Source organism: Streptomyces sp. NPDC087420 (assembly GCF_044744165.1).
Taxonomy (GTDB): domain Bacteria; phylum Actinomycetota; class Actinomycetes; order Streptomycetales; family Streptomycetaceae; genus Streptomyces.
Genome location: NZ_JBIUXU010000004.1, coordinates 143,904 through 168,680 on the forward strand (window position 1 = coordinate 143,904; position 24,777 = coordinate 168,680).

General features: G+C 73.6%; 26 protein-coding genes. 8 read left to right on the forward strand and 18 right to left on the reverse strand.

The genetic code is table 11. The features are described from left to right. Positions 1-193: 193 nt before the first annotated feature. Positions 194-922 (reverse strand): VIT1/CCC1 transporter family protein, encoded by a 729-nt coding sequence (locus tag ACIO1C_RS09255; RefSeq protein ID WP_401860224.1) that lies wholly within the window; start codon positions 920-922, stop codon positions 194-196. 337 nt (positions 923-1,259) lie between these two features. Here ACIO1C_RS09255 and ACIO1C_RS09260 point away from each other — a divergent pair, with 337 nt between their 5' ends. From ACIO1C_RS09260 to ACIO1C_RS09290, 7 genes are all read left to right on the forward strand, one after another. Beyond that, positions 1,260-2,288, forward strand: coding sequence for an ADP-ribosylglycohydrolase family protein (locus ACIO1C_RS09260; protein WP_401860226.1), 1,029 nt, complete (start codon positions 1,260-1,262; stop codon positions 2,286-2,288). Positions 2,289-2,914: 626 nt separating this feature from the next. Next, entirely contained in the window at positions 2,915-4,165 is a 1,251-nt protein-coding gene (locus ACIO1C_RS09265; RefSeq protein WP_401860989.1) for an ADP-ribosylglycohydrolase family protein, read from the forward strand. After that, positions 4,101-5,291 carry an ADP-ribosylglycohydrolase family protein gene (locus ACIO1C_RS09270; protein ID WP_401860992.1) on the forward strand — a complete coding sequence of 397 codons (1,191 nt, stop codon included), beginning with the start codon at positions 4,101-4,103 and terminating at the stop codon, positions 5,289-5,291. The genes ACIO1C_RS09265 and ACIO1C_RS09270 overlap by 65 nt, the downstream gene beginning before the upstream one ends. Then, positions 5,288-7,096 carry an ADP-ribosylglycohydrolase family protein gene (locus ACIO1C_RS09275; protein ID WP_401860229.1) on the forward strand — a complete coding sequence of 603 codons (1,809 nt, stop codon included), beginning with the start codon at positions 5,288-5,290 and terminating at the stop codon, positions 7,094-7,096. Before ACIO1C_RS09270 ends, ACIO1C_RS09275 begins: the two co-directional genes overlap by 4 nt. Then, positions 7,093-7,977 carry a ribokinase gene (rbsK, locus tag ACIO1C_RS09280; RefSeq protein ID WP_401860232.1) on the forward strand — a complete coding sequence of 295 codons (885 nt, stop codon included), beginning with the start codon at positions 7,093-7,095 and terminating at the stop codon, positions 7,975-7,977. The genes ACIO1C_RS09275 and rbsK overlap by 4 nt, the downstream gene beginning before the upstream one ends. Next, positions 7,974-9,233: a CaiB/BaiF CoA transferase family protein gene (locus tag ACIO1C_RS09285; protein WP_401860234.1), complete on the forward strand. Its 1,260-nt coding sequence runs from the start codon at positions 7,974-7,976 to the stop codon at positions 9,231-9,233. The genes rbsK and ACIO1C_RS09285 overlap by 4 nt, the downstream gene beginning before the upstream one ends. After that, on the forward strand, positions 9,230-10,024 hold the full coding sequence (locus ACIO1C_RS09290; RefSeq protein ID WP_401860236.1) for an HpcH/HpaI aldolase/citrate lyase family protein: 795 nt from the start codon (positions 9,230-9,232) through the stop codon (positions 10,022-10,024). The genes ACIO1C_RS09285 and ACIO1C_RS09290 overlap by 4 nt, the downstream gene beginning before the upstream one ends. A gap of 153 nt (positions 10,025-10,177) precedes the next feature. Here ACIO1C_RS09290 and lgt read toward each other — a convergent pair whose 3' ends face one another. From lgt to hisI, 11 genes are all read right to left on the reverse strand, one after another. Next, entirely contained in the window at positions 10,178-11,101 is a 924-nt protein-coding gene (gene lgt, locus ACIO1C_RS09295; protein ID WP_401860238.1) for a prolipoprotein diacylglyceryl transferase, read from the reverse strand. 69 nt (positions 11,102-11,170) lie between these two features. After that, the gene (locus tag ACIO1C_RS09300) at positions 11,171-12,001 is read right to left on the reverse strand and encodes a DsbA family protein (protein WP_401860240.1); all 831 of its coding nucleotides are present in this window, start codon (positions 11,999-12,001) and stop codon (positions 11,171-11,173) included. 76 nt (positions 12,002-12,077) lie between these two features. Beyond that, a complete protein-coding gene (gene trpA, locus ACIO1C_RS09305) occupies positions 12,078-12,890 on the reverse strand; it encodes a tryptophan synthase subunit alpha (RefSeq protein WP_401860242.1) in 813 nt (270 codons plus the stop codon). After that, entirely contained in the window at positions 12,887-14,140 is a 1,254-nt protein-coding gene (gene trpB, locus ACIO1C_RS09310; RefSeq protein WP_401860244.1) for a tryptophan synthase subunit beta, read from the reverse strand. The genes trpA and trpB overlap by 4 nt, the downstream gene beginning before the upstream one ends. A gap of 129 nt (positions 14,141-14,269) precedes the next feature. Next, positions 14,270-14,455 (reverse strand): tryptophan biosynthesis modulator TrpM, encoded by a 186-nt coding sequence (gene trpM, locus ACIO1C_RS09315; RefSeq protein ID WP_401860246.1) that lies wholly within the window; start codon positions 14,453-14,455, stop codon positions 14,270-14,272. A gap of 7 nt (positions 14,456-14,462) precedes the next feature. Next, entirely contained in the window at positions 14,463-15,272 is an 810-nt protein-coding gene (gene trpC / locus ACIO1C_RS09320; RefSeq protein WP_401860249.1) for an indole-3-glycerol phosphate synthase TrpC, read from the reverse strand. Between the two features lie 152 nt (positions 15,273-15,424). Beyond that, positions 15,425-15,949 (reverse strand): DUF2752 domain-containing protein, encoded by a 525-nt coding sequence (locus ACIO1C_RS09325; RefSeq protein WP_401860252.1) that lies wholly within the window; start codon positions 15,947-15,949, stop codon positions 15,425-15,427. 131 nt (positions 15,950-16,080) lie between these two features. After that, the gene (locus tag ACIO1C_RS09330) at positions 16,081-16,386 is read right to left on the reverse strand and encodes an HGxxPAAW family protein (protein WP_401860254.1); all 306 of its coding nucleotides are present in this window, start codon (positions 16,384-16,386) and stop codon (positions 16,081-16,083) included. Between the two features lie 86 nt (positions 16,387-16,472). After that, a complete protein-coding gene (locus ACIO1C_RS09335) occupies positions 16,473-17,156 on the reverse strand; it encodes a TIGR02234 family membrane protein (RefSeq protein ID WP_401860257.1) in 684 nt (227 codons plus the stop codon). An 85-nt stretch (positions 17,157-17,241) separates the two neighbouring features. Then, positions 17,242-18,768: an anthranilate synthase component I gene (locus ACIO1C_RS09340; protein WP_401860259.1), complete on the reverse strand. Its 1,527-nt coding sequence runs from the start codon at positions 18,766-18,768 to the stop codon at positions 17,242-17,244. A gap of 85 nt (positions 18,769-18,853) precedes the next feature. Further along, a complete protein-coding gene (gene hisI, locus ACIO1C_RS09345; RefSeq protein WP_401860261.1) occupies positions 18,854-19,231 on the reverse strand; it encodes a phosphoribosyl-AMP cyclohydrolase in 378 nt (125 codons plus the stop codon). Positions 19,232-19,315: 84 nt separating this feature from the next. Between hisI and ACIO1C_RS09350 the strand changes: the two genes are divergently transcribed. Further along, on the forward strand, positions 19,316-19,948 hold the full coding sequence (locus tag ACIO1C_RS09350) for a TIGR03085 family metal-binding protein (RefSeq protein ID WP_401860264.1): 633 nt from the start codon (positions 19,316-19,318) through the stop codon (positions 19,946-19,948). Positions 19,949-20,066: 118 nt separating this feature from the next. Here ACIO1C_RS09350 and ACIO1C_RS09355 read toward each other — a convergent pair whose 3' ends face one another. The 6 genes from ACIO1C_RS09355 to hisH all read right to left on the reverse strand — a co-directional run bounded on the left by ACIO1C_RS09355 (position 20,067) and on the right by hisH (position 24,773). Further along, the gene (locus tag ACIO1C_RS09355) at positions 20,067-21,500 is read right to left on the reverse strand and encodes an MFS transporter (protein ID WP_401860267.1); all 1,434 of its coding nucleotides are present in this window, start codon (positions 21,498-21,500) and stop codon (positions 20,067-20,069) included. A gap of 141 nt (positions 21,501-21,641) precedes the next feature. Then, on the reverse strand, positions 21,642-22,094 hold the full coding sequence (locus ACIO1C_RS09360) for a winged helix-turn-helix domain-containing protein (protein ID WP_401860269.1): 453 nt from the start codon (positions 22,092-22,094) through the stop codon (positions 21,642-21,644). A gap of 101 nt (positions 22,095-22,195) precedes the next feature. Next, complete coding sequence (hisF, locus tag ACIO1C_RS09365; protein WP_401860271.1) at positions 22,196-22,951, reverse strand: imidazole glycerol phosphate synthase subunit HisF; 756 nt, start codon at positions 22,949-22,951, stop codon at positions 22,196-22,198. Then, entirely contained in the window at positions 22,948-23,367 is a 420-nt protein-coding gene (locus ACIO1C_RS09370) for a RidA family protein (protein WP_401860273.1), read from the reverse strand. Before ACIO1C_RS09370 ends, hisF begins: the two co-directional genes overlap by 4 nt. Continuing rightward, a complete protein-coding gene (gene priA / locus ACIO1C_RS09375) occupies positions 23,364-24,101 on the reverse strand; it encodes a bifunctional 1-(5-phosphoribosyl)-5-((5-phosphoribosylamino)methylideneamino)imidazole-4-carboxamide isomerase/phosphoribosylanthranilate isomerase PriA (RefSeq protein WP_401860995.1) in 738 nt (245 codons plus the stop codon). The genes ACIO1C_RS09370 and priA overlap by 4 nt, the downstream gene beginning before the upstream one ends. Before the next feature lie 9 nt (positions 24,102-24,110). Continuing rightward, on the reverse strand, positions 24,111-24,773 hold the full coding sequence (gene hisH, locus ACIO1C_RS09380) for an imidazole glycerol phosphate synthase subunit HisH (RefSeq protein ID WP_401860275.1): 663 nt from the start codon (positions 24,771-24,773) through the stop codon (positions 24,111-24,113). Positions 24,774-24,777 lie beyond the last annotated feature (4 nt).

Genomic DNA, 24,777 nt, shown 5'->3' on the forward strand with positions numbered 1-24,777 from the left:
GCCGGGCAGCTGCGGAGCAGGCATCGTTGCCCGCGGCGCCCAGGGGTCATGCCCGGTCATTAAGGACTCGAAACCGCCGGGTAACGACTGTGGGAGAGGCGCTCATACCAGTGTCTCATTCCGGGTGGGTGAGGGGTCGGCACCGGGCCCGGGAGATCGGTCACAGGGCAGGTCAGCGGGGTCCCCCCTGTGGTCAGAGTGCGGCGCCGAAGGCCGCGCCCAGTCCGTACGTCAGGGCGGCGGCCGTTCCGCCCAGGGTCAGCTGGCGCAGGCCGCCGTACCACCAGCTGCGGGCGGTCACCCGCGACACCAGCGCGCCGCAGCCGAAGAGCCCGACGAGCGCCAGGACCAGCGCGGGCCACAGGGCGGTGGCGCCCAGCAGGTACGGCAGGACGGGCAGCAGGGCGCCCAGCGCGAAGGAGCCGAACGACGAGACGGCGGCGACGGTCGGGGACGGCAGGTCGTCCGGGTCGATGCCCAGTTCCTCGCGGGCGTGGATCTCCAGCGCCTGCTCGGGGTCCTTGGACAGCTGCTGGGCCACCTCGCGGGCGAGCGCCGGTTCCACCCCGCGCGATACGTAGAGCGCGGCCAGTTCCTCCATCTCGTCGGTGGGGTGTTTGCGCAGCTCACGGCGTTCGACGTCCAGTTCGGCCTGGACCAGTTCCCGCTGGGAGGCGACGGAGGTGTACTCCCCGGCGGCCATCGAGAAGGCGCCGGCCGCGAGGCCCGCGAGGCCCGTGATCACCAGGGTGTGGTGGGAGACGGCGCCACCCGCGACGCCGGTCATCAGCGCCAGGTTCGAGACGAGTCCGTCCATCGCGCCGAACACCGCGGGACGCAGCCAGCCGCCGTTCACGTCGCGGTGGGTGTGATTGTCACGGTGGGCCTCGTGGAGCGTGGCCTCGGTGTCGATGACGGACATGCTTCTCCTCTTTCACAGCGCTCGCGGCTTCGCGGCTTTCGCGTCTTTCGCGGCTTTCGCAGCGGTGGACCGGGCGGGTGCCGGGCGGTGCCGGACCGGCGTCCACCCCTCCAGGTGTTCGAAAGTACGCACGAAAAACATCGCCCGCCAGCAAGGAAGGCCGTACTTACCAGCGCTTTCGCACGGTTTCGGCGGCCGCCTCTCCCCACGGCGGGCGCCCTTCCGCCACCCGACCTGGTGTCAGCCGGGTGACAGCGACGTTTCTCAGACTCCCGGGGCCGTGTACGTGGCACAGATGGCAGGAACAGGCTCGTTGTGCGCGGAAGGGCGGCCACCGATGGAGCTGATTGCATGCGATCCGGCTCGCGACGAGGCCGCGGTGCTCCGCGACCGGGCGCGAGGCGCACTGCTCGGCCTCGCGATCGGCGACGCGCTCGGAGCCCCCGCGGAGAACATGCGGCCCTCCGAGATCCGCCGCCGCTGGGGCCGTATCGAGGGCTTCGTCGCGGACAACCCGGCGGGTACGGACGACACGGAGTACGCCATCTTCTCCGGGCTGCTGCTCGCCCGGCACGGCTCGGCGCTGACCGTCGCGCACGTCGAGAAGGCTTGGCACCACTGGCTGGCGGACCTGGACGAGGGCCCGTTCCGGGGGGCGGGTTTCAGTGAGCGCGGCACGCTGGAGAACCTCCGCCGCGGCCTCGCCGCCCCCATCACGGCGCAGCACCGGCACGCGTGGAGCGACGGCCTGGCGATGCGCGCGGCGCCCTTCGGTGTGTTCGCGGCGGGGCGCCCGGAGGAGGCGGCGCGGCTGGTCTCGGTCGACGGCAGTGTCAGCCACGACGGCGAGGGCATCTACGGCGGCCGGGCGGTGGCGGCGGGGGTGGCGGCCGCGATGACGGGGGCGGGGCCGGCGTCGGTGGTCGCCGCGGCGCTCTCGGTGATCCCGATGGACTCCTGGACGGCCCGCACCCTGCGGCGCGGGGTGGTGGCGGCGCGGCGGGAGTACCCGGACACGCTGACGAGGGAGCGCGCGGTGCGTTCGTCGGTGGTCATCGGCGGCTACCCCTGGACGGACCTGGCGCCGGAGGCGGTGGGCCTGGCCTTCGGCGCGTTCACGGCGGCGCGCGGCGACTTCCGTACGTCGGTCCTCACGGCGGTCAACATGGGCCGCGACGCGGACACGACGGCGGCGGTGGCGGGGGCGCTGGCGGGCGCGCTCTCGGGGGCGCGGGCCATCCCCACGGAATGGTCATCGGCGATCGGACCGGTACGGGGCAGCTGCCTGCCCTCGATGCGCGGCTACCACGTCCTGGACATCGCGGACCTGCTCACCCCGGACGAGGAAGAGGCACGACCGTCATGACACCGAACGACCCGGGCGGGGCCCGGGGCACGGGACGACTCGACACGCCGGGGTCCACGCGGCGGGCCCCGGCGGGGCCCGCCGTCGCGGGAAGGACCGCGTCCGGGGCGCCTGGGGCCGGGATGCCCGGGCCGTCCGGACCGTCCGGACCGTCCGGGCCGTCCGGGCCGTCCGGGCCGTCCGGGCCGTCCGGGCCGTCCGGGCCGGGAACGTACGCCGAACCGCTGGCCGCGTCCGGGGGTGCCCCCGGGGTGCTCCTGCCGGACGGTCCGCGCGACAGCGCCGTCCTGGACGGCCGCCCGTCACCCGGCATCGGTACGGACCCCGGTGGGGGAAGGGAGACCGGCACGGGCGCGGGGACGCGCACCGGCGCCGGATCGGACGCAGGTGAGGGTGTCGACACCCTCACAGGTACGGGTACGGGGACGGGTGCACGTACCCGCACAGGCGTCGGACCGGGCGCGGGCACAGGCACCTGCCCAGGCACGGGCGCGAGCACCGGATCGGACGCGTACGCCGGGACCGGCACGGACACGGAACCCGACCCGGACCCCGGGACGGACACGGACACCAGCACCGACGCGGGCGCCGGGCCCCGCCCGGGCCGCCCGGGCGCCAGGGGGCGCGTGGAGGACTCGCCACGCCGGGCGCCCGGCGGGGTCCGGCGCATCGAGGGGCTCCTCCTCGGGCTCGCCGCCGGGGACGCCGCCGGGTGGCCCGCCGCGCGGCATCGGGCCGCCCGGATGCCCGAGTGGACCCGGCGGCTCACCCGGGAGCTCGACACCTTCGCCGAGCAGAACGCGACCACCACCCTCCCCGTCCCCATCGCCCTCAACCAGCCCCCCGAGCCCCTGCGGCTCGGCCCCTCCGACGACGCCGAGTGGGCCGCCTTCACGGCCGGGGCCGTCCTCACCGCCGCCGGTGACCTCTTCCACGGCCTCGGCGCCGACCGGCGCATGCGCGCCGCCGTCGACCTCGCCTGGAACTCCCTCGCCAGCGAGATCGCCGCCGCCGCCGACCGCGCCCCCGAGGTCGAGTCCGCCGTGCTGCCGCTGCGCGCCCGGATCTCCGTACGGGCCGGGCTCGGCAACCTCGCCACCGGGCTGCGCCCGCCCGCCACCGGCCACGACAACCCGCACTACTTCGACGACGCCGCGTGCGTACGGGCCGTCGTCCTCGCGGTCGTCCACCCCGGCGACCCGGCCGCCGCCGCCGAACTCGCCGAGTTCGACGCCCGGTACACCCAGGACGGCGACGGGGTCCACGGCGCCCGTGCCATGGCCGCCGCCGTGGCGACCGCCCTCGGCGGCGGTGACGTGGAGGCCGCCGTCGAGGCCGCGCTCGCCCAGCTCCCCGGCACCACCGAGATCGGCCGCAACGCCCGGCACGCCCTCAAACTCGCCCAGTCCTTCTCCGACGAGAACGCCGACGAGGAGGCCGGCGCCTTCGCCCTCGTCCCCCTGCTGGAGCATCAGATCGTCGACCACGTCTACAGCTACGGCATCGCCGCCGCCGAGACCGTCCCGGTCGCCCTCGCCCTCACCGTCGCGGCCCGGGGCCGCGTGACCGGCGCGGTGCCCGCCGCCGCGTGCCTCTCCCGGGTCGCCGACTCCGCGCCCGCCCTCGCCGGCGCGCTGACCGGCGCGCTCGGCGGCGGCGACGCCGTACCGGCCGCCTGGCGGGACGCCTGCCGTACGCTCGCGGGCTGCGCGCTCCCCCGCCTCGCCGGCATCGATCTCATCGAACTCGCCGGGCTGCTGGCAGACACGGAACTGGCCTCTCCGGGTGGACAATTCCGACATGACGACCGACATGACGACCCTGAGCACACCCCCCACCCCCTCCGCGACGGGCGCGGAGACCCCCACCCTCGCTGACCGCGTCACCGGCTGCCTGCTCGGCGCGGCCGTCGGCGACGCGCTCGGCGGCCCGGTCGAGGGGTACTCCCCCGACCAGATCGTCGAGCGGCACGGCGGCCGGGTCACCGGCATCGTCGGCCCGTGGAACGAGGACTGGCGCACCGCCCGCCCCATCGCGCCGTACCACAAGGGCGACGGCCACGTCACCGACGACACCCTGATGACCCACGCGCTGGTCCGGGTGTACGGGACCGTCCGCGACCACCTCGACGCGTACGCGGTCGCCGAGCACCTCGTCCCCGACCTGATGTCCGTCCCCCGCTGGATCCCGGAGCTGGAGGCCGAGGCGCTCCCCCTCCAGCGGATCTTCCTCGCGGAGAAGTGGATCGTCGCCCGGCTGCACTACGGACACGTCGACCCGCGCGAGGCCGGCACCGGGAACATCGTCAACTGCGGGGCGGCGATGTACATGGCGCCGGTCGGCCTGGTCAACGCCGCGCACCCGGCGGCGGCGTACGCGGAGGCGCTGGACGTGGCCGGCGCCCACCAGTCGTCGTACGGGCGCGAGGCCGCCGGGGTGTTCGCGGCGGCGGTCGCGGCGGCGTGCCTGCCGGGCGCCACGCCCGCGTCGGTCGTCGAGGCGTGCCTGGCGCTCGCGAAGGACGGGACGCGCGCGGCGATCGAGGCGGTGTGCGAGGTGGCCGCGTGCCACGGTGACGCGGAGTCCGCTCTGCGCGGGCTGCGCGAGGCGGTCGCGCCCTTCGACACCGTCGGCCCCAACTACCGCGCCCCCTCCCTCGGCGCCCGCCGCCCGTCCCGGCTGCACTCGATCGAGGAACTGCCCGTGGCGCTGGGCATGTTGCTCATCGGCGGGGGCGACGTCCGCCGTACGGTGCTGGGGTCGGTCAACTACGGCCGCGACTGCGACTCCATCGCGACGATGGGCGGCGCGATCGCCGGGGCGCTGGGCGGCGAGGCCGCCGTGCCGGCCGAATGGGTGGAGCGGGTGGCCGAGGCGAGCCGTCTCGACCTGCACGCGCCGGCGCAGGTGCTGACGGAGGTGGCGTACGAGGTGTTCGCACGGGACACGGAACGGCGCCGCGCCCACGAGAGCGCGTTCGCCCGCCTGACGGAGCAGCGATGAACGGGCCGGCGATGAGCGGGGCGGCGGCGAGCGGGCCGGCGATGAGCGGGGCGGGCGACCTGCGCCTGACGTGGGTCCAGCCCGAGGACCTGATCGGCCACGAGCTGGCCCAGGCGGCACGGGACGGCCGGGACGCCACGGAGATCGAGCGGCGCTGGCACGAGGCGGGCGGCCACCCGGCCCCGCCCCGCGCGGGCGCGTCCCCGGCCGCCGCGACCCCGCGCCTGCGCGCGCTGGCGGAGGAGCTGCTGGACGAACTGGCCCTGCTGGAGTCGCCGTTGGCGGTGTACGAGCCGACGGACCTGGCCGGGATCAGGGCGATGTGCGCGGCGTGGTCCCCTGGTCGAGGCGCCCACGGCACACCACCTCCGGCCGACGCGCCCGCCGGGGCGGGCGCCCCCACACATCCCCTGGCCGACGTCCCACCCCGTACCGCCTGCGGCCCCCAGGACCTCAAGGTGTTCGGCGCGACACCGGCACCCACCGCCGTCCCGGCCCACAGCGCCCCGGCGCCACACGCCACCGAGGCGCTCCCCCGTACGGATCCCGCCGCCGGTCCCGCCACCGATACGTTCACCCGCACCGCCCCCGCCACCCGCGCCCACCCCGAGGCGCCCGACCGACCGGTACACACGACCGCGAACACGGGCCCCGCCCGGCCCTCCCCCGTCACCGTCGCCCAACTGCACGCCGCCTGGCTCGGCCGGGCCGCCGGCTGTCTGCTGGGCAAACCCGTCGAGAAGCTGCCCCTCGCCGGCATCCGCGCCCTCGCCGCCGCCACCGGCAACTGGCCCCTGCGCTCGTGGTTCACCGCGAAGGGCGTACCGGCCGAACTCACCGCCGCCTACCCGTGGAACCGGCGTTCCGCGCCGACCTCGCTCGCCGAGAACATCGACGGGATGCCCGAGGACGACGACCTCAACTACCCGCTCCTCAACCTGCTCCTCCTCCAGCGCCACGGCAGGGAGTTCACGACCGCCGAGGCCGCGAAGCTCTGGCTGGACGAGCTGCCCGCCGGGCGTACGTTCACGGCCGAGCGGGTCGCGTACGGCAATCTGCTCCACGGGATCGAGCCCCCGCGCACCGCCGTCCACCACAACCCGTTCCGCGAGTGGATCGGGGCGGCCATCCGGGCCGACGTCCACGGTTGGACCCACCCCGGCGATCCCACGGCCGCCGCCGAACAGGCCTACCGGGACGCGGTGTTGACCCACACAGCCAACGGTGTCTACGGCGCGATGTTCGTCGCCGCCACCATCGCCTCCGCCGCAGGCCAGGGTCAGGGTCAGGGTCAGGGTCAGGGTCAGGGTCAGGGTCAGGGTACGGACGGTGACGTGCACGCCTGCCTGCGCGCGGGGCTCTCCGTCGTACCGCCCCGCTCCCGCCTCGCCGACGCCGTCCGCCTCGGCATCGCGGTCGCCGGGGAACACGCCCGTACCGACTTCGAACCCGTCGTCGACCTCCTCCACTCCGCCCTCGGCCACTACCACTGGGTCCACGTCGTCCCGAACACGGCCCTGCTCGCCGCCGCCCTCACCCACGCCGACGGCGACTTCACCGGCTCCATCTGCCGTGCCGTGTCGGGCGGTTGGGACACCGACTCGAACGGCGCGACGGCCGGTTCCGTCGCCGGGCTGCTGGCCGGCCACCCGGACCGGCTGCCGGAACGCTGGACCGCCCCGCTCAAGAACCGCCTCGCCACCTCCGTCGGCGGTTTCGACGGCATCGGCTTCGACACCCTCGCCGAGATCACCCACCAACTCGCCGCACCGGCGCCCGCCCCCGAGGAGGCCCCCCACCCATGACCGGCATCGTGGTGCTCGGCAGCACCAACATGGATCTTGTCGCGTACACGGCCCGGGCGCCCAAGCTCGGGGAGACCGTCACCGGACGGGAGTTCGTCACCGTGCCCGGCGGCAAGGGCGCCAACCAGGCCGTCGCCGCCGCCCGCGCGGGCGGCTCCGTCGCGATGATCGGCGCGGTCGGCTCCGACGACTTCGGTACGGTGCTGCGGCACACGCTCAAAGCGTCCTGTGTCGACACCGACCTCCTGCGCACCGCCGAGGGCGCCTCGGGCACCGCGCACATCGTGGTGGACGACGACGGCGGCAACGCCATCGTGGTCATCCCGGGCGCGAACGGCACCGTCACCGGCCTCGGCCCCGGCGACGAGGCCCTCATCGCCCTGGCCGACGCGCTGCTCCTCCAGCTCGAACTCCCCCTGAGCGCCGTGGTCGCCGGGGCGGAGGCGGCCCGCCGCCACGGCGTGCGGACCGTCCTCACCCCGGCCCCCGCCCAGCCCCTGCCGCCCGAACTGCTGGCCGCCACCGACCTGTTGGTGCCCAACGAGCACGAGGCTGCCGTGCTCACCGGGATCGCGGACCCGCACGCGGCGGCCGAGGCGCTGCTCCGGCAGGTCCCCGAGGTGGTGATCACCCTGGGCCGGGCCGGCAGCCTCCACGCGTCCCGGACGACGGAACCGCTCTTCGTACCCGCTCCCCAGGTCACCGCCGTCGACACCACCGCGGCGGGCGACACCTTCGTGGGCGCCCTCGCCGTCGCGCTGGTCGAGGGGCGGCCTCTGCCCGAGGCCCTGCGCTGGGCCTCCGCCGCCGCCGCGCTGTGCGTCCAGCGCCCCGGGGCGTCCACCTCCATGCCGTACCGCACCGAGATCGAGGCCTCATGACCACCGCAGCGACCCCCGCCACCACGCCGGGACCCGACACCACCCCCGCGCCTGACCCCACCGCCCCCTCCCCCGCCCCCCTCGCCGGCCTGCGCGTCCTCGATCTCGCCACGCTCTTCGCCGGCCCCCTCGCGGCCACGATGCTCGGCGACTTCGGCGCGGACGTCATCAAGATCGAGCACCCCACCCGGCCCGATCCCTCCCGGGGACACGGTCCCGCCAAGGACGGGGTGGGCCTGTGGTGGAAGCTGCTCGGCCGCAACAAGCGCACGGTCACCCTCGACCTGTCCACGCCCGGCGGCCGTGACCTGCTCCTGCGCATGGCCGCCGGGGCCGACGTCGTCATCGAGAACTTCCGGCCCGGCACGCTGGAGAAGTGGGGCCTCGGCTGGGAGGAGCTGTCGACCGCCAACCCCCGGCTGGTGCTGGCCCGCGTCACCGGCTTCGGCCAGTTCGGCCCGTACTCCCACCGTCCCGGCTTCGGCACGCTCGCCGAGGCGATGAGCGGTTTCGCCGCGATCACCGGTGAACCGGACGGGCCACCGACCCTGCCGCCGTTCGGCCTGGCCGACTCGATCGCGGCGCTGGCCACGGCGTACGCGGTGATGACCGCGCTCACCGGCCGCCAGGCGACCGGGCGCGGCCAGGTGGTCGACCTGGCGATCATCGAGCCGATCCTCACCGTGCTCGGACCTCAGCCGCTCTGGTACGACCAGCTCGGTTACGTCCAGCCGCGTACGGGCAACCGGTCCCGCAACAACGCCCCCCGCAACACCTACCGGACCGCCGACGGCTCCTGGCTCGCGGTCTCCACGTCCGCGCAGTCCATCGCGGAGCGCGTGATGCGCCTGGTGGGGCGGCCCGAGCTGGCCGCCGAGCCGTGGTTCGCCACCGGCGGGGGCCGGGCGGAGCACGCGGACGTCCTGGACGACGCGGTGGGCGGCTGGATCGCCCGGCACACCCGGGACGAGGCGATGGCGGCGTTCGAGAAGGCCGAGGCGGCGATCGCGCCGGTCTACGACATCCGGGACGTCATGGAGGACCCGCAGTACCGGGCGCTGGACACCGTCACCGAGGTCCCCGACCCCGAGCTGGGCCCGCTGCGGATGCAGAACGTCCTCTTCCGGCTCTCCGAGACGCCCGGGTCCATCCGCTGGGCGGGGCGCCCGCACGGCGCGGACACCGACGCGGTGCTGGCCGACCTGGGGCTTTCGGCGCCGGAGATCGCGGCGCTGCGGTCGGAGGGGGCGCTGTGACGATCCCGCTGACCTGGCTGTACGTCCCCGGCGACCGGCCCGAGGTGATGGCGAAGGCGCTGTCGCGGGGCGCGGACGTGGTGATCGTGGACCTGGAGGACGCGGTGGCCCCGGACCGCAAGGAGCACGCGCGCGCCGCGACCGCCGAGTTCCTCTCCGAGCCGCACGCGACGCCGGTCCATGTCCGTATCGACGACGGCCCGGACGCCGCCGCGCTCTCCGGGCTCCCCGGGCTGTCGGGGCTCCGCCTCCCCAAGGTCACCCACGCGTCCGACATCCACCGGATCGCGGCCAGGACGCCGGACACGGCGCTGTACGCGCTGCTGGAGTCGGCGATGGGGGTCGAGCACGCGTACGCGATCGCGACCGCGCATCCCGCGGTGCGGGGCATCGGGCTGGGCGAGTCGGACCTGCGGGCGGATCTGGGGGTACGGGACGACTCCGGCCTCGACTGGTCGCGCGGCCGGGTCGTGGTGGCCGCCCGCGCGGCGGGGCTGGCGCCGCCGGCCCAGTCGGTGTTCCCGGACGTCCAGGACCTGGAGGGGCTGGCGGCGTCCTGCGCGCACGGGCGGGCCATGGGGTTCCTGGGCCGGGCGGCGATCCATCCCCGCCAGCTGCCGGTCATCGAGCGGGCCTATCTGCCGACGTCGCGGGAGATCGAGGCGGCGGAGGAGGTCGTGGAGGCGGCGGCCCGCGAGGGGGGAGCGCAGTCGCTCCCGGACGGCCGCTTTGTCGACGCGGCGATCGTGGCGGCGGCGCGCCGTACGCTGGCGCTGGCCTCGCGGGGGTAGCTGAACGCGACCGCGCGCAACGGTTCCGTCCTCAATCGCCGGACGGGCTTGATGTGGCCGCCCTGAGTCGTCACGTGCGGGACGTGCAATCGCCGGGCGGGCTGTTTCAAGCCCGTCCGGCGATTGAGGACAAAGCACGACCGCCAGGTCGCGTCAGGTCGTCGTCTTCGCGTCCGCCGCGTCGACATCCGCGTCGGTCGGCTCCGTGTCCTCGGGCTCCGAAGACTCCGAAGACTCCGAGGTCACCGGCTTCGCCGACTCGTCGCGGTCAGGCTCCACCACCTCTTCCCGCCCAGGGCGGATCCGCGACGAGATCACGATGTACGTGACCGCCAGCGCGAAGATGATGATCGCCGTCCAGTCGTTCAGGCGCAGGCCCAGGATGTGGTGCGCCTCGTCGACCCGCAGGTACTCGATCCAGAAGCGCCCCACGCAGTACGCCGCGACGTACAGCGCGAACGCCCGCCCGTGCCCGAGCTTGAAGCGGCGGTCGGCCCAGATGACCAGCAGGGCCACCCCGACGCACCACAGCGACTCGTACAGGAAGGTCGGGTGGTAGAGGCCCGCCTCGCGGTTCGGCCCCGAGGAGATCTTGAGCGCCCACGGCACGTCGGTGGCCTTGCCGTACAGCTCCTGGTTGAACCAGTTGCCCCACCGCCCGATCGCCTGCGCGAACGCGATCGCGGGCGCCAGCGCGTCCGCCCACGCGGGCAGCGGGATCCCCCGCCGCCGGCAGCCGATCCAGGCGCCCACCGCGCCCAGCGCGATCGCGCCCCAGATCCCGAGGCCGCCCTCCCAGATCTTGAAGGCGTCGACCCAGTCCTCACCGTCGCTGAAGTACAGCTGGTAGTCGGTGATGACGTGGTAGAGCCGCCCGCCGACCAGGCCGAAGGGCACCGCCCAGACGGCGATGTCGGCCACGGTGCCGGCTTTGCCGCCCCGGGCGACCCAGCGCTTGCCGCCGTACCAGACGGCGACGAAGACACCGATGATGATGCAGAACGCGTAGCCGCGCAGCGGGAGCGGTCCAAGATGGAGCACACCGGACGACGGGCTGGGAATGTAGGCAAGTTCCATGGCAGAACCGACGGTACCGTGCCGGGCGGGGCCTGCGCCGACCCGCCCGGCAACTTCCTGGTAACGAGGTCAGCCCACGGAGGTGGTCTCGGGCGGTGCCGTACCGGGCTTCTTGCCCCGGTTGGCCTCCTTCACCCACTTCTTCAGATTGTCGGGTGTGATGTTCTCGTTGCCCTTTTTCGGGAAGACCGCCTCCCCGTTCAGGAGCACGGTCGGCGTCCCGGTGAAGCGGCCCGTACGGAACGCCGTCGCCGACTTGTTCACCCAGTTGTTGTGGTCCCCGCCCTGCACGCACTGGCGGAAGCCGGGCGCCGACTCCAGGCCCTCGATCCTGCCCGCCAGCTCCAGCAGCCGGCTGTTCTTGGCGAAGGCGTCGTCGGTCTCCGCGGGCTGGTTCTTGTACAGCTCGTCGTGGTACGGGGCGAACTTGCCGACGTCCTGGGCGCAGGCGGCCGCGTTGGCCGCCCGCAGCGAGCCGGTACCGCCCATGTTGCCGTCGATGATCGTGGCGAGGTGGTACTCGACCTTGAGCTGTCCCTGGTTCTCCAGCTCGTGGACGGTGCTCCGGAACGCGTTCTCGAACTGGGCGCACGCCGGGCAGCGGAAGTCCTCCCACACGGTCAGCGTGGAGGGCGCGTCGGGCGCGCCCACCGGGATCGCCAGCTCGTCCTTGCCCGAGACACCGGACGGCGCGAGCACGGGGCCCGCGGCGTCGCTGGTGCCGTCCTTGCCCGCGTTGGCGGCGACCACGCCGATCACGGCGACCACCCCGAGCACGCCGACCACGGTCGACGCGACGACCACCACCCGCTTGCGCTTCTCCCGGGTCTTCTCCGCCGCACGTTCCTGCTGGAGCCGCTCTCTCGCGCTCCGCCTTGCCTCACGGTTCTTCTCGCTCACGCAGGGCGCAACGAACCGGGGAGGTGCGTACGCACCTCCCCGGCCCCAGGTCCACCCTTACGGGTTATGCCACCCGTCAGCGCTTGCGAACACCGGCGGCCAGCTCGGCCGCCAGCTCACGCACCGCGACCAGGCCCGACGCCGCGTCGGGGGCGTCCAGCATCCGCTTCACGAAGGCGGAGCCCACGATCACCCCGTCCGCGAAACCCGCGACCTCGGCGGCCTGCGCGGCGTCGGACACCCCGAGCCCGACACAGACCGGCAGGTCGGTCGTGGCGCGGGTGCGCGTCACGAGGTCCTGGGCCTGCGCGCCGACCGACACGCGCGTACCGGTCACGCCCATCAGGGAGGCCGCGTAGACAAATCCGCTGCCCACGGCCGTGATCTCGGCGAGCCGCTGGTCCTTGCTGCTGGGCGCGACCACGAAGACGGTGGCGAGGCCCTGCTTCTCCGCGTGCTCGCGCCACAGCGCGGACTCCTGGACGGGCAGGTCGGGCAGGATGCACCCGGCGCCGCCCGCCTCGGCCAGTTCGGTGGTGAACCGCTCGACGCCGTAGCGGTCGATCGGGTTCCAGTACGTCATCACGAGCACCGGCTTCCCGGTCGCCTCGTACGCCTCACGGACCGTGCGCATCACGTCCGCGATCTTGACGCCGCCCTTGAGGGCGATGTCGTCGGCGGTCTGGATGACGGGTCCGTCGAGCACCGGGTCGCTGTGCGGCAGTCCGACCTCGACGATGTCGGCGCCCCCGTCGAAAACGGCCTTGACCGCCGCGATGCCCCCGTCCACCGTCGGGAACCCGGCGGGCAGGTAGGCGATGAGGGCGGCCCTGTTCTCCGCCTTGGCCGCCGCCAGTGTGGCGTCGAGCAGCGCTACGTTCCCGCTCACTTGGAGCCCTCCCCGTCGTACAGCCCGAAGTAGCGGGCGGCCGTGTCCATGTCCTTGTCGCCGCGTCCGGAGAGGTTGACGAGGATGAGGCCGTCCTTCCCCAGCTCCTGTCCCACTTCCAGGGCGCCGGCCAGCGCGTGCGCGCTCTCGATGGCCGGGATGATCCCTTCCGTACGGGAGAGCAGCAGCAGCGCCTGCATCGCCGCGTCGTCCGTGACGGCGCGGTACTCGCCGCGCCCGCTGTCCTTGAGGTACGCGTGCTCGGGGCCGATGCCCGGGTAGTCGAGTCCGGCGGAGATCGAGTAGGGCTCGGTGATCTGGCCCTCCTCGTCCTGGAGGACGTACGACCGTGAGCCGTGCAGGATGCCGGGCTCGCCCGCGCTGAGCGTGGCCGCGTGCTCGCCGCTCTCGATGCCGTGCCCCGCGGGCTCGCAGCCCACGAGCCGTACGTCCGCGTCGGGGATGAACGCGTGGAAGAGCCCGATCGCGTTGGACCCGCCGCCCACACAGGCGACGGCGGCGTCCGGCAGCCGTCCGGCCCGCTCCAGGATCTGGCGCCTGGCCTCGACCCCGATGACGCGGTGGAAGTCCCGGACCATCGCGGGGAAGGGGTGCGGTCCCGCGACGGTGCCGAAGAGGTAGTGCGTACGGTCCACGTTGGCGACCCAGTCGCGGAACGCCTCGTTGATGGCGTCCTTGAGGGTCCGGCTCCCGGACAGCACGGGCACCACGTCGGCGCCGAGCATCCGCATGCGGGCGACGTTCAGCGCCTGGCGCTGGGTGTCGATCTCCCCCATGTAGATGGTGCATTCGAGGCCGAAGAGCGCGCAGGCGGTGGCCGTGGCCACGCCGTGCTGGCCGGCGCCGGTCTCGGCGATGACCCGGGTCTTGCCCATGCGCTTGGTGAGCAGCGCCTGCCCCAGTACGTTGTTGATCTTGTGGGACCCCGTGTGGTTGAGGTCCTCCCGCTTGAGGAACACCCGGGCGCCCCCGGCGTGTTCGGCGAACCGCGGGACCTCGGTCAGCGCGCTGGGCCGGCCGGTGTAGTTCGCCATCAGCTCGTTGAGCTCGGCCGCGAAGGCGGGATCGCCCTTGGCCTTCTCGTACTCGACGGCGACCTCGTCCACGGCGGCGACGAGCGCCTCGGGGATGAACTTGCCGCCGAAGTCACCGAAGTAGCCTTCGGCGCTGGGGACCAGTCCCTCGGGATCGGGGATGAAGAATTCTGACAGGTCTGACTTCTCGGACATTCCGGTACGACTCCTCGGAGCAACGGGCGGATCCGGGCGACGGCAGGGCGGGGTCCCGTGACGGTGAGGGCGTACGACGCCCCTCCGCGGACCTGCCCGGGCCGCGTGACCCGGTGGACAACTGCGGTCTCAGCGACCGCCGCGCCATCGCATCCCGTTGACCTGACCGGGCTCGTCGCCGATCACGTACCGCACCCGCCGTCCGTGCACCCGCCGCGCCGGCGCACGGCAGCCGCGCGGCCGGCACCCGCGCGCCAGGGGCGCGTGGGGCGACGGCAGCGGCGGCAGGCGCACCACGGCGACGGCGTCGGACACGGTGGGGTCAGTCCCTTCCGTGCCGCAGCGCCGGGTGGGCCCCGGCGGCGACCAGGTCGGCCACCGCGGACTTGGGGTCGCGGCCGGTGACCAGCGACTCGCCGACGAGGACCGCGTCGGCCCCGGCGTTGGCGTACGCGATCAGGTCGTGCGGACCGCGCACCCCCGACTCGGCGATCTTCACGATGCCGGCCGGGATCTCGGGGGCGACCCGCTCGAACGTGCCGCGGTCGACCTTGAGCGTCTTGAGGTCACGCGCGTTGACGCCGATGATCTTCGCCCCGGCGGCCACCGCCCGCTCGACCTCGTCCTCGTCGTGGACCTCGACCAGCGGGGTCAGCCCGATCGACTCGGCCCGCTCGATGAGCGACACCAGCGCGTCCTGCTCCAGCGCCGAGACGATGAGCAGCACCAGGTCGGCGCCGTAGGCACGCGCCTCCCACAGCTGGTACGAGGTGACGATGAAGTCCTTGCGCAGGACCGGGATGTCGACCCGGGCCCTGACGGCCTCCAGGTCGGCCAGCGAACCGCCGAAGCGGCGCTTTTCGGTCAGTACGGAGATGACGGCCGCGCCGCCCGCCTCGTAGTCGGCGGCGAGCCCGGCCGGGTCGGCGATCGCGGCGAGCGCGCCCTTCGACGGGCTGGAGCGCTTGACCTCGCAGATCACGTGGACCCCTTCACCGCGCAGTGCGGTGAGGGCGTCCTTCGCCGCGGGGGCCTTGGCGGCGCGCTCCTTGAGCTCGTCAAGGCTTACCTGTGCCTGCCGCTCCGCGAGGTCGGCGCGCACGCCGTCGATGATCTCGTCGAGCACACTCACGGGAGCGGCCCCCTTCCGGGAGGGTTGTGATCAGGTCGGCCGAGGAGGTCGGCCGGTCGAGCCGACTGAATCAGGATCAGCCATATCGATGCTATCCGGAACTGGTCCCAGGACCCGCATCCGGATACCCGAGCCTGCCACGACCTGCGCCTTCAGGGAGCGAGCGACGAGCCGAAGGGCAGGTTTCTGATCAGTGTGAAGATCAGGACGACTCCGCCGACGGCCCACCACACGGCCGGACGGCGCGGGACGGGCAGCGGGAGCCGGGTCCTGGCCCGCACGGACGAGACCGTCCAGAGCACCCAGAGCGCGGCGGCCACCCCGTATCCGAGGACGGCCAGCGCGTTGTCGCCGAGGGCGGCGGCCAGGTCGCCGTGGGCGACGGCGTGGGCGCTGCGCAGCCCGCCGCAGCCGGGGCAGTAGAGCCCGGTGAGGGCGTACAGCGGGCAGACGGGGTAGTGGCCGGGGTTGTTCGGGTCGATCAGCCCGACGTACGTGAAGGCTCCGGCGACGGCGGCCAGGGAGCCGACCGGGGCGAGGAGCCGGCGTACGAGTGAGGCGGCGGGCGGTCCGGGCGGCGCGGGCGCGTGCGCGCCCGGCGGGAACACGGGAGCGGTCCGGGCCTGCTCGGCCGACGGCTCCGGTGCCGCCGGAACCGGTGCGGAGGGGACTGACATGGCATCCACCCGGTGATGGTCACGGCCGCCGCACGGGGCGGCGGGGAGGCACCGGCCGGCGGCGGGACGCGGCCCGGACATGGCCGGGCCGCGTCGTGCCACCGTATGCCGGAGGGGGCGGGAGGCTCCCGTCAGACGGTCTGGTGGGCCTTGTCGGCGGCCTTCTCCTCCGTGTCCGAGGCGTTGGCCCCCTCGACCTGCGCCCGCCCGGCCTCGGCCCTGGCGCGCGCCTGCTCCGTGGACTCCTGCGGCATGCCGAGACCCATGAACTTCATCCCGAGGCCGACCACGCCGCCGAGCAGGACGACCCCGATGCCGACCCAGAACCCGACCGGGTCCGCCGTCACCGTGAAGACCCCGCCGACGCAGAACCCGATGAACGCGATGGTGACGCCGGTCCAGGCGGCCGGGGTGTGTCCGTGGCTGGTGCCCGCCATGAGTTGCTCCTCGTTGGTGTTGCGCTGTGTGAGTCGGACGCTCAGCGCCATTGTCCCGCATGAGCGGGGCATTCCGGCGCCGGGGGTCACGTCTCCCGCGTCGGGTCCTCGCCCCGGTCCAGCGCCTTCCACAGGTCCTCCGGCCGGTCGGGGTCCACCACGGGCGCTGCCTTGGCCGGGCCCCTGCGCACGGCGGCGCTCCCGGCGCCGGCGCGGGACGCGCCCTCGCGTTCGTAGCGCCCGGACATGGCGGGCCACTGCTTCCCGTACCGCAGGGAGAGCAGGCCGGCGAGCAGGATGAGGACCCCGGCGACGGCGGTGACATACGGCCAGGCCGTGTGGGTCAGGACGTCGCCGATGGTCGCGGAGCTGTCGCCGACCGTCGTCGCGGCCTTCTCGTCCAGGGCGGAGCTGTCCGACGCGCCGAGGAAGGCGGTGGCGGCGGCTCCCGCGCCGCTCAGCGTGAGCAGCAGGGAGACGAGCAGGCGCCCTCCGCTGCGGACGGCGAACACGGCGACGAGGGCGGCCAGGCCCACGACGGCGAGGGCGGCGGGCACGCCGGTGACGTCACGGCCGTCGGCCGAGAGCGGCACGCTGCCCCCGCCCACCGACGCGGTGCCCCGGGACCAGACCTGGCCGGAGGCGATCAGTACGACGGCGGCGCCCGCGGCACCGAGAAGGAGGGCGACGGCGAGACTGCGGCGGCTGCTCGCGGCGTCGGTGGACACCGGGACGGCGGCGCGGGGCTGGGGTACGGGGACGGCACTCACCCCACCACTATCCCTTACGGGCCTTTCGTGCCGCCGCCCCGGGGTTCCGGCGGTCCCCGGCCGGGCCCGCCTGCCCCTCAGCCCGTCAGCCGGAGTGCGGCGCGGGCGCCTGGAGCCGGTTCGCCGTGTGGACGGCCCTGAGGACCGCCGCCGCCTTGTTCCGGCACTCCAGGTCCTCGGACACCGGGTCGGAGTCGGCGACGATGCCCGCCCCGGCCTGGACGTACGCGGTGCCGTTCCTGAGCAGCGCGGTCCTGATGGCGATGGCCGTGTCGGAGTCCCCGGCGAAGTCGAGATAGCCGACGCAGCCGCCGTACACGCCCCGCCGGGTGGGCTCGACCTCGTCGATGATCTGGAGGGCGCGCGGCTTGGGGGCCCCCGAGAGGGTGCCCGCCGGGAAGCAGGCGGTCAGGACGTCGAAGGCCGTACGGCCCTCGGCGACCCGGCCGGTGACGGTCGACACGATGTGCATGACGTGGGAGTACCGCTCCACGGACATGAAGTCGACCACCTCGACGCTGCCGGGCCGGCAGACCCGCCCGAGGTCGTTGCGGCCCAGGTCCACGAGCATGAGGTGCTCGGCGCGCTCCTTGGGGTCGGCGAGCAGCTCGTCCGCGAGGGCCTGGTCCTCCTGCGGGGTGGCGCCGCGCGGCCGGGTCCCGGCGATGGGGTGGACCATGGCGCGCCCGTCCTCGACCTTCACCAGCGCCTCGGGGCTGGAGCCGACGACGTCGAAGGCCTCACCGCCGTCGGCGGACGGGAAGCGGAAGAGGTACATGTACGGGCTGGGGTTGGTGGCGCGCAGCACCCGGTAGACGTCGAGCGCGCTCGCGGTGCAGGGCGTCTCGAAGCGCTGGGAGGGGACGACCTGGAAGGCCTCCCCCGCCCTGATGCGCTCCTTGATGTCCTCCACGACGGCCTGGAAGTCGGGGCCGCCCCAGAGCGCGGTGTACTCGGGGAGTTCGGAGACGGGCAGCGTGGTGGGCATCGAGTCGACGGGCCTGGCGAGGTCGGCGGCCATGGCGTCGAGCCGGGCGACGGCGTCCGCGTACGCCTCGTCGACGCCGGTGTCCAGGTCGTTGTGGTTGATCGCGTTGGCGATCAGCAGGACGGTGTTGTCCCAGTGGTCGAGGACGGCGAGGTCCGAGGTGAGCAGCATCGTCAGCTCGGGCAGCCCGAGGTCGTCGCGCGCGTGGTCGCCGATCCTCTCCAGGCGGCGGACGATGTCGAAGCCGAGGAAGCCGACCATGCCGCCGGTGAAGGGCGGCAGACCCTGCACACCCCCCAGGTCCCGGGGGGTGTGCAGGGTCTCCACCGTGGCGCGCAGGGCGGCCAGCGGGTCGCCGTCCACGGGGACGCCGACGGGCGGGGCGCCGAGCCAGTGCGTGGCGCCGTCCCGTTCGGTGAGCGTGGCGGCGGACCGTACCCCGACGAAGGAGTAGCGGGACCAGGAGCGGCCGTTCTCCGCGGACTCCAGCAGGAACGTGCCGGGACGCTCGGCGGCGAGCTTGCGGTACAGGCCGACCGGGGTGTCGCCGTCCGCGAGGAGGCGCCGGCTGACCGGGATCACACGGCGGTCGGCCGCCAGCTTGCGGAAGGTCTCAAGATCCATGGCCGCTGACCCTACTCGTTGGCTCTTCGCCGGCTGCGCGGGCTCCCCGTGCGGTGCGAGGGGTCCCCGCGTGTGGGGGAGCGCCTCACCGCCCGAGCGGCAGGACGTCCTCGTCGAAGCAGGTGCGGGCTCCGGTGTGGCAGGCGGCGCCGACCTGGTCGACCTGGACGAGGACGGTGTCCGCGTCGCAGTCGAGGGCGACGGACTTCACGTGCTGGACGTGGCCCGAGGTGTCGCCCTTGACCCAGTATTCGCGGCGGCTGCGGGACCAGTACGTGCAGCGGCCGGTGGTGAGGGTGCGGTGCAGGGCCTCGTCATCCATCCAGCCGAGCATCAGCACCTCGCCCGTGTCGTACTGCTGGGCGATGGCCGGGATCAGTCCGTCGGCGCTGCGCTTGAGGCGGTCGGCGATGGCGGGGTCGAGGCCGCCGGTCGGTCCCGGCGCCGCGGTCGAGCTGCTCATGCGGCCATTGTGCCGCGCCCGGGCGGCCCGGCGGGAGGGGAGTCCACTGGGCGGACGGGCTGGGGCGGCCGTACCCTTGCGGACATGTCGACCCATGCAAAGCGTGAACGGCTTCTGTTCGCCGACCTGTTGGAGACCGCGGGCCCCGAGGCGCCGACCCTCTGCGACGGCTGGACCGCGCGGGACCTGGCCGCTCACGTGGTGGTGCGTGAGCGCCGGCTCGACGCGGCGGGGGGAACGATGCTGCCCCTGCTCAAGAACCGGCTGGACCGGGTCCAGGGCGAATACGTCGCGAAGCCGTACGAGGAGCTGATCGAGCTGATCCGTACGGGACCGCCGAAGATGTCCCCGTTCAACATCAAGCAGCTCGACGAGGCGGCGAACACCTCGGAGTTCTACATCCACGCCGAGGACGTCCGGCGGGCGCAGCCCGACTGGACCCCGCGCGAGCTGGACCGGGTCTTCGCGGACTCGCTGTGGTCGCGGCTGGAGAAGGGGGCCCGGCTGATGGGGCGCAAGTCCCCGGCGGGTCTGGTGCTGCGGCGGACGGACGGCCGGACGGCGGTGGCCCGCAAGGGGGCGCCGGTGGTGACGGTCACCGGCGAGCCGGGCGAGCTGCTGCTGTTCCTCTCGGGGCGCCAGGCCGCGGCGGACGTGCAGGTGGAGGGTGACAAGGAAGCGGTGACGCGGGTGCTGGAAGCGAAGCTCGGCATCTGAGGACGGCCGGCTGTACGGGGGCGGGCGTCCGGGGTCGTGACAGGGCGTCGCCCCCTGGCCGGGCGCCCGGAGACGCCCGGCGGACAGGAGCGGACCGACCCTGGGTGGCGTACGGGGCTCAGCCCGGCAGCTCGGCCAGGCGGAGCTGCTTGACGCACAGCCCGAACGTCGTGCCCGCGGCGCAGAGCGCGGCGCTGGCCACGAAGACCGGTCCCGAGCCCCAGGCGCCGATGGCCGCGCCCATGACCGGGTAGACGAGCGGGGCGATGCCCAGTCCGAAGAGCGTCGAGACCGAGGTGACCCGGCCCAGGTAGCCCGGTTCGGTCTGGGTCTGGACGAGCGCGGCCGACAGCGCGCCGCCGAGGCCGGCGAGCAGTCCGACGCAGACGGCGGCGACGGACGCGAGGGCCACCGACGGGGCGTACGCGATACAGGCGATGGCGACCGAGCCGACAATCGTAGAAGCGCACATGACAAAGCCGGCCCGGGGGACCCGGCCGCGGACCGTCAGCAGCAGCGAGGCCCCGGCGGCGCCCACGCTGAACGCGGCGATGATCCAGCCCAGGCCCGACGCGCCCCACCCGTGCTCCTCGGAAACCAGGACGAGCCCGATGTTGAGCGGTCCCACGAAGCCCAGCTGGGTGATGGCGCTGACGAGGATCAGCGGGGCGAGGACGCGGTGGTGGCGGATGTAGCGCAGCCCGTCGAGGAGTGCGCGGCCGGCGCCGGCGGACGCGGAGTCCGCGCCATCCGTCCGCTCCGTCCCCGGAGCCGCCTCGGTGCCCGCCCCGGCCTCTCCCGCCCGCTCTCTACGCGCGTCGGCACCGTCGCGGGGCCCCGGGATCGTGTCGTGCGGTACGGGGCTCTCCGCCGCCGCCGCGATCCCCTCCCTGTGCTCGTCCCCGGCACCCTGGTCGCCCTTCGCGCCGGGCAGCCCGCCGATCCGTACGGTCAGGAGCAGCGGCAGCGACACCGCGAAGAGCACCCCCGCCGCGGTGAAGGCCGACGCCGAGCCGCCGATGGCCACCGTCAGACCGCCGATCGGCGCTCCCGCGACGTTGGCGAAACGGGTGGCGAGCCCGCTCATGCCCTGCACCCGGACCAGTTGGCCGGGGGCGGTGATCCGGGGCGGCAGCGCGCCGACCGCCGGCAGGAACAGCGCGTCGACCGCGCCGAAGACCAGCGCGACCGAGGCCAGCAGCCAGACCGAGGGGCTGATGAACATCAGCACGGCCGCCATGCCGAGGATGAAGACGCAGCGCGCCGCGTCACTGCCGATGACCACCAGACGGGGCCCGAAGCGGTCCGCGACCACTCCGCCGCCGAGCATCAGCGCGGCGCGGGGCACCGATCCGACGGCGAGGACCAGGCCGGCCTGAGCAGGGCTGCCGGTGCGGGCGGCGGCCCAGGCGAGGGCCACGAAATAGACGTTGCTGCCGACCATCGACGCGGTATAGGCGCCGAGCCAGCGCAATACGTTTCCGTCGCGGTGTGCGGGGGGTGGGGGGGTGGTCCCGTTCTTGGCGGGCGCTGATATCGCATGTGGGGGCATGCTCAACGGTCCTCTCTGGTCTCAGTAGGGGGGAGGGTGGGAAAGGGAGAGGAACAGACAATGGTCGGGAAGACCGGGAATGATCGAAAGATTCAGGAAATAGTCAGAAGGATCGGAAAAGCCGGAAGGGTCGGACACGCGTCAGACACGAAAGGGGAAACCGTAGGTGTGCAGCGCGACTCTCTCGCGCCCCTCGGTGTCCCCCGCCTCCTCGGCCGCCCGGCCGGCGATCTCGTACTTCCTGACGAGGTCGTGCATCTCGCGGGAGAGTTCGGCGAGTTGCGCGGCCGTGAGCGGCGCCAGGTATTCGCGGCTGAAGGACGCGGCGCGGAGGGCCGGGTCCTCGGAGGCGAGTTTCCACCACCGCTCCCGGCCGTCGCCCTGTCCCTCCGCCTCGTCGATCAGTCCGTGATCGGCGAGCTTGCGCAGGTGGTAGCTGACGAGCGAGACGGTTTCGCCGACCTGGTCGGCGAGTTGGGAGGCGGTGCCCGTCCGGGAGAGGTGGAGGGCGCGGTAGAGCCTCATGCGCAGGGGGTGTCCGAAGACCTTGAAGGTCTCGGGGCCCGTCACTCCGCGGGTTTCCCTGCGTGTCATGGCCTGCACGCTAAATTAGGAAAGGAAAGTTGCGCAATATATCTTGTGCGATCAAGTCGGAAGTGGCGGAGGAACGGCCGGAACCGTCCCCTCACCCCGCCCTATCTGACCGGATGGCCCGCTTGGCGCAGGATTTCCTTCACCTGGCCGATGCGCAGATCGCCGAAGTGGAAGACGGACGCGGCGAGGACCGCGTCGGCGCCCGCCGCGACGGCCGGCGGGAAGTCCGCGAGCCGGCCCGCGCCGCCGGAGGCGATGACGGGGACCGTCACGTGCTTCCGTACGGCCGCGATCATCTCGGTGTCGTAGCCGTCCTTCGTGCCGTCCGCGTCCATCGAGTTGAGCAGGATCTCCCCGGCGCCCAGTTCCGCGGCCCGGTGCGCCCACTCGACGGCGTCGATGCCGGTGCCCTTCCGGCCGCCGTGCGTGGTGACCTCGAAGGAGCCCGACGGCGTCCGCCGCGCGTCGACCGACAGGACCAGCACCTGCCGTCCGAAGCGCTCGGCGATCTCGCGGATCAGGTCGGGGCGGGCGATGGCCGCCGTGTTGACACCGACCTTGTCCGCGCCGGCCCGCAGCAGCTTGTCGACGTCCTCGGGGGTACGGACACCCCCGCCGACGGTCAGCGGGATGAAGACCTGCTCGGCGGTGCGCCGCACCACGTCGTACGTGGTCTCGCGGTCGCCGGAGGAGGCGGTGATGTCGAGGAACGTCAACTCGTCGGCGCCCTCGGCGTCGTACAGCTTCGCCATCTCGACGGGGTCGCCCGCGTCGCGCAGGTTCTGGAAGTTGACGCCCTTGACGACCCGGCCGTTGTCCACGTCCAGGCAGGGGATGACCCGTACCGCCAGGCTCATGCGGAGCCTCCCGAGGGGGCCAGGTAGGCCTCCACCTCCACCTCGACCACCAGGCTCGGGTCGATGAGGCCCGCGACGACGACCATCGAGGCGGCCGGCCGTACGGCGTCGAACAGCTCCTTGTGGGCCCGGCCCACGTCGTCGCTGTCCCGGGGGTGGGTGATGTACATCCGGGTACGCACCACGTGCTCGACGCCGAGGCCCAGCTCCTCCAGTGCCTTGACGGCCACGCCGAAGGCGGTCCTCGTCTGCTCGTACGGGCTGCCCTCGGCGATCCGGCCGCCGACCACCGACGTACAACCGGACACCAGGACCAGGCCGTTGGGCAGCCGTACCGCGCGGGAGTAGCCGAAGGACTCCTCCCAGGGGCCGCCCGAGGAGATCTTCCGCACCTGGTCCGGCGACTCCTCGCTCATCGGAGAACCGTCCCGGCCACCGTCTCCAGCGCCTCTTCGAGCGTGAACGCCTTCGCGTACAGCGCCTTGCCGACGATCGCGCCCTCGACTCCCTCGGGCACGAGCGTGGCGAGGGCGAGCAGGTCCGCCAGCGAGGAGACCCCGCCGGAGGCGACGACGGGCCGGTCGGTCGCGGCGCAGACGGTGCGCAGCAGCTCCAGGTTGGGGCCCTGGAGGGTGCCGTCCTTGGCGATGTCCGTGACGACGTACCGGGCGCAGCCCTCGGCGTCGAGGCGGGCGAGGGTCTCGTAGAGGTCGCCGCCGTCGCGGGTCCAGCCGCGCCCGCGCAGCGTCGTGCCCCGTACGTCGAGGCCGACCGCGATCCGGTCGCCGTTCTCGGCGATGATCCTGGCGACCCACTCGGGTGTCTCCAGCGCGGCCGTACCGAGGTTGACGCGGGTGCAGCCGGTGGCGAGGGCGGCGGCGAGCGAGGCGTCGTCGCGGATCCCGCCGGACAGTTCGACCTTGATGTCCATGGCCCCGGCGACCTCGGCGATCAGGTCGCGGTTGTCACCGGTGCCGAACGCGGCGTCCAGGTCGACCAGGTGCAGCCACTCGGCGCCCGAGCGCTGCCAGGCGAGGGCCGCTTCGAGGGGCGAGCCGTACGAGGTCTCGGATCCCGACTCGCCATGGACGAGGCGTACGGCCTGGCCGTCACGGACGTCGACGGCGGGGAGGAGTTCGAGCTTCGGCACAGGAGACATTCAGAGGGTTCCGATCCAGTTGGTCAGCAGCTGGGCGCCGGCGTCGCCGGACTTCTCGGGGTGGAACTGGGTGGCCCACAGTGCACCGTTCTCCACCGCGGCGACGAACGGCTCGCCGTGGGTGGACCAGGTGACGCGCGGGGCGCGGATCGCGGGGTTGGTGACTTCGAGGCCCCACTTCCGCACGGCGTACGAGTGCACGAAGTAGAAGCGCTCGTCGGCGCCGACGCCCGCGAACAACTGACTGTCCTCGGGCGCCTCGACGGTGTTCCACCCCATGTGGGGCACGATCGGGGCGTTCAGCGGCTCGACCGTGCCGGGCCACTCGTCGAGGCCCTCGGTCTCGACGCCGTGCTCGATGCCGCGCTCGAAGAGGATCTGCATGCCGACGCAGATCCCGAGGACGGGCCGGCCGCCGGACAGCCGGCGGCCGATGATCCACTCGCCGCGCGCGTCCCTGAGCCCCCGCATGCAGGCGGAGAAGGCGCCGACGCCGGGCACGAGCAGCCCGTCGGCGTTCATGGCCCGGTCGAAGTCACGGGTGATCTCGACGTCGGCGCCGGCGCGGGCGAGGGCGCGTTCCGCGGAGCGGACGTTGCCGAAGCCGTAGTCGAAGACGACGACCTTCTTGGCGGGCCTGGCGGGCCTCGCGGGTTCGGTCACCGGT

Coding starts and splice junctions, on each gene's coding strand:
- ACIO1C_RS09255 (WP_401860224.1), bottom strand. CDS start 922: ATGTCCGTCATCGACACCGAGGCCACGCTCCACGAGGCCCACCGTGAC.
- ACIO1C_RS09260 (WP_401860226.1), top strand. CDS start 1,260: ATGGAGCTGATTGCATGCGATCCGGCTCGCGACGAGGCCGCGGTGCTC.
- ACIO1C_RS09270 (WP_401860992.1), top strand. CDS start 4,101: ATGACGACCCTGAGCACACCCCCCACCCCCTCCGCGACGGGCGCGGAG.
- ACIO1C_RS09275 (WP_401860229.1), top strand. CDS start 5,288: ATGAACGGGCCGGCGATGAGCGGGGCGGCGGCGAGCGGGCCGGCGATG.
- rbsK (WP_401860232.1), top strand. CDS start 7,093: ATGACCGGCATCGTGGTGCTCGGCAGCACCAACATGGATCTTGTCGCG.
- ACIO1C_RS09285 (WP_401860234.1), top strand. CDS start 7,974: ATGACCACCGCAGCGACCCCCGCCACCACGCCGGGACCCGACACCACC.
- lgt (WP_401860238.1), bottom strand. CDS start 11,101: ATGGAACTTGCCTACATTCCCAGCCCGTCGTCCGGTGTGCTCCATCTT.
- trpB (WP_401860244.1), bottom strand. CDS start 14,140: ATGTCCGAGAAGTCAGACCTGTCAGAATTCTTCATCCCCGATCCCGAG.
- ACIO1C_RS09325 (WP_401860252.1), bottom strand. CDS start 15,949: ATGTCAGTCCCCTCCGCACCGGTTCCGGCGGCACCGGAGCCGTCGGCC.
- ACIO1C_RS09330 (WP_401860254.1), bottom strand. CDS start 16,386: ATGGCGGGCACCAGCCACGGACACACCCCGGCCGCCTGGACCGGCGTC.
- ACIO1C_RS09340 (WP_401860259.1), bottom strand. CDS start 18,768: ATGGATCTTGAGACCTTCCGCAAGCTGGCGGCCGACCGCCGTGTGATC.
- hisI (WP_401860261.1), bottom strand. CDS start 19,231: ATGAGCAGCTCGACCGCGGCGCCGGGACCGACCGGCGGCCTCGACCCC.
- ACIO1C_RS09350 (WP_401860264.1), top strand. CDS start 19,316: ATGTCGACCCATGCAAAGCGTGAACGGCTTCTGTTCGCCGACCTGTTG.
- ACIO1C_RS09355 (WP_401860267.1), bottom strand. CDS start 21,500: ATGCCCCCACATGCGATATCAGCGCCCGCCAAGAACGGGACCACCCCC.
- ACIO1C_RS09360 (WP_401860269.1), bottom strand. CDS start 22,094: ATGACACGCAGGGAAACCCGCGGAGTGACGGGCCCCGAGACCTTCAAG.
- hisF (WP_401860271.1), bottom strand. CDS start 22,951: ATGAGCCTGGCGGTACGGGTCATCCCCTGCCTGGACGTGGACAACGGC.
- ACIO1C_RS09370 (WP_401860273.1), bottom strand. CDS start 23,367: ATGAGCGAGGAGTCGCCGGACCAGGTGCGGAAGATCTCCTCGGGCGGC.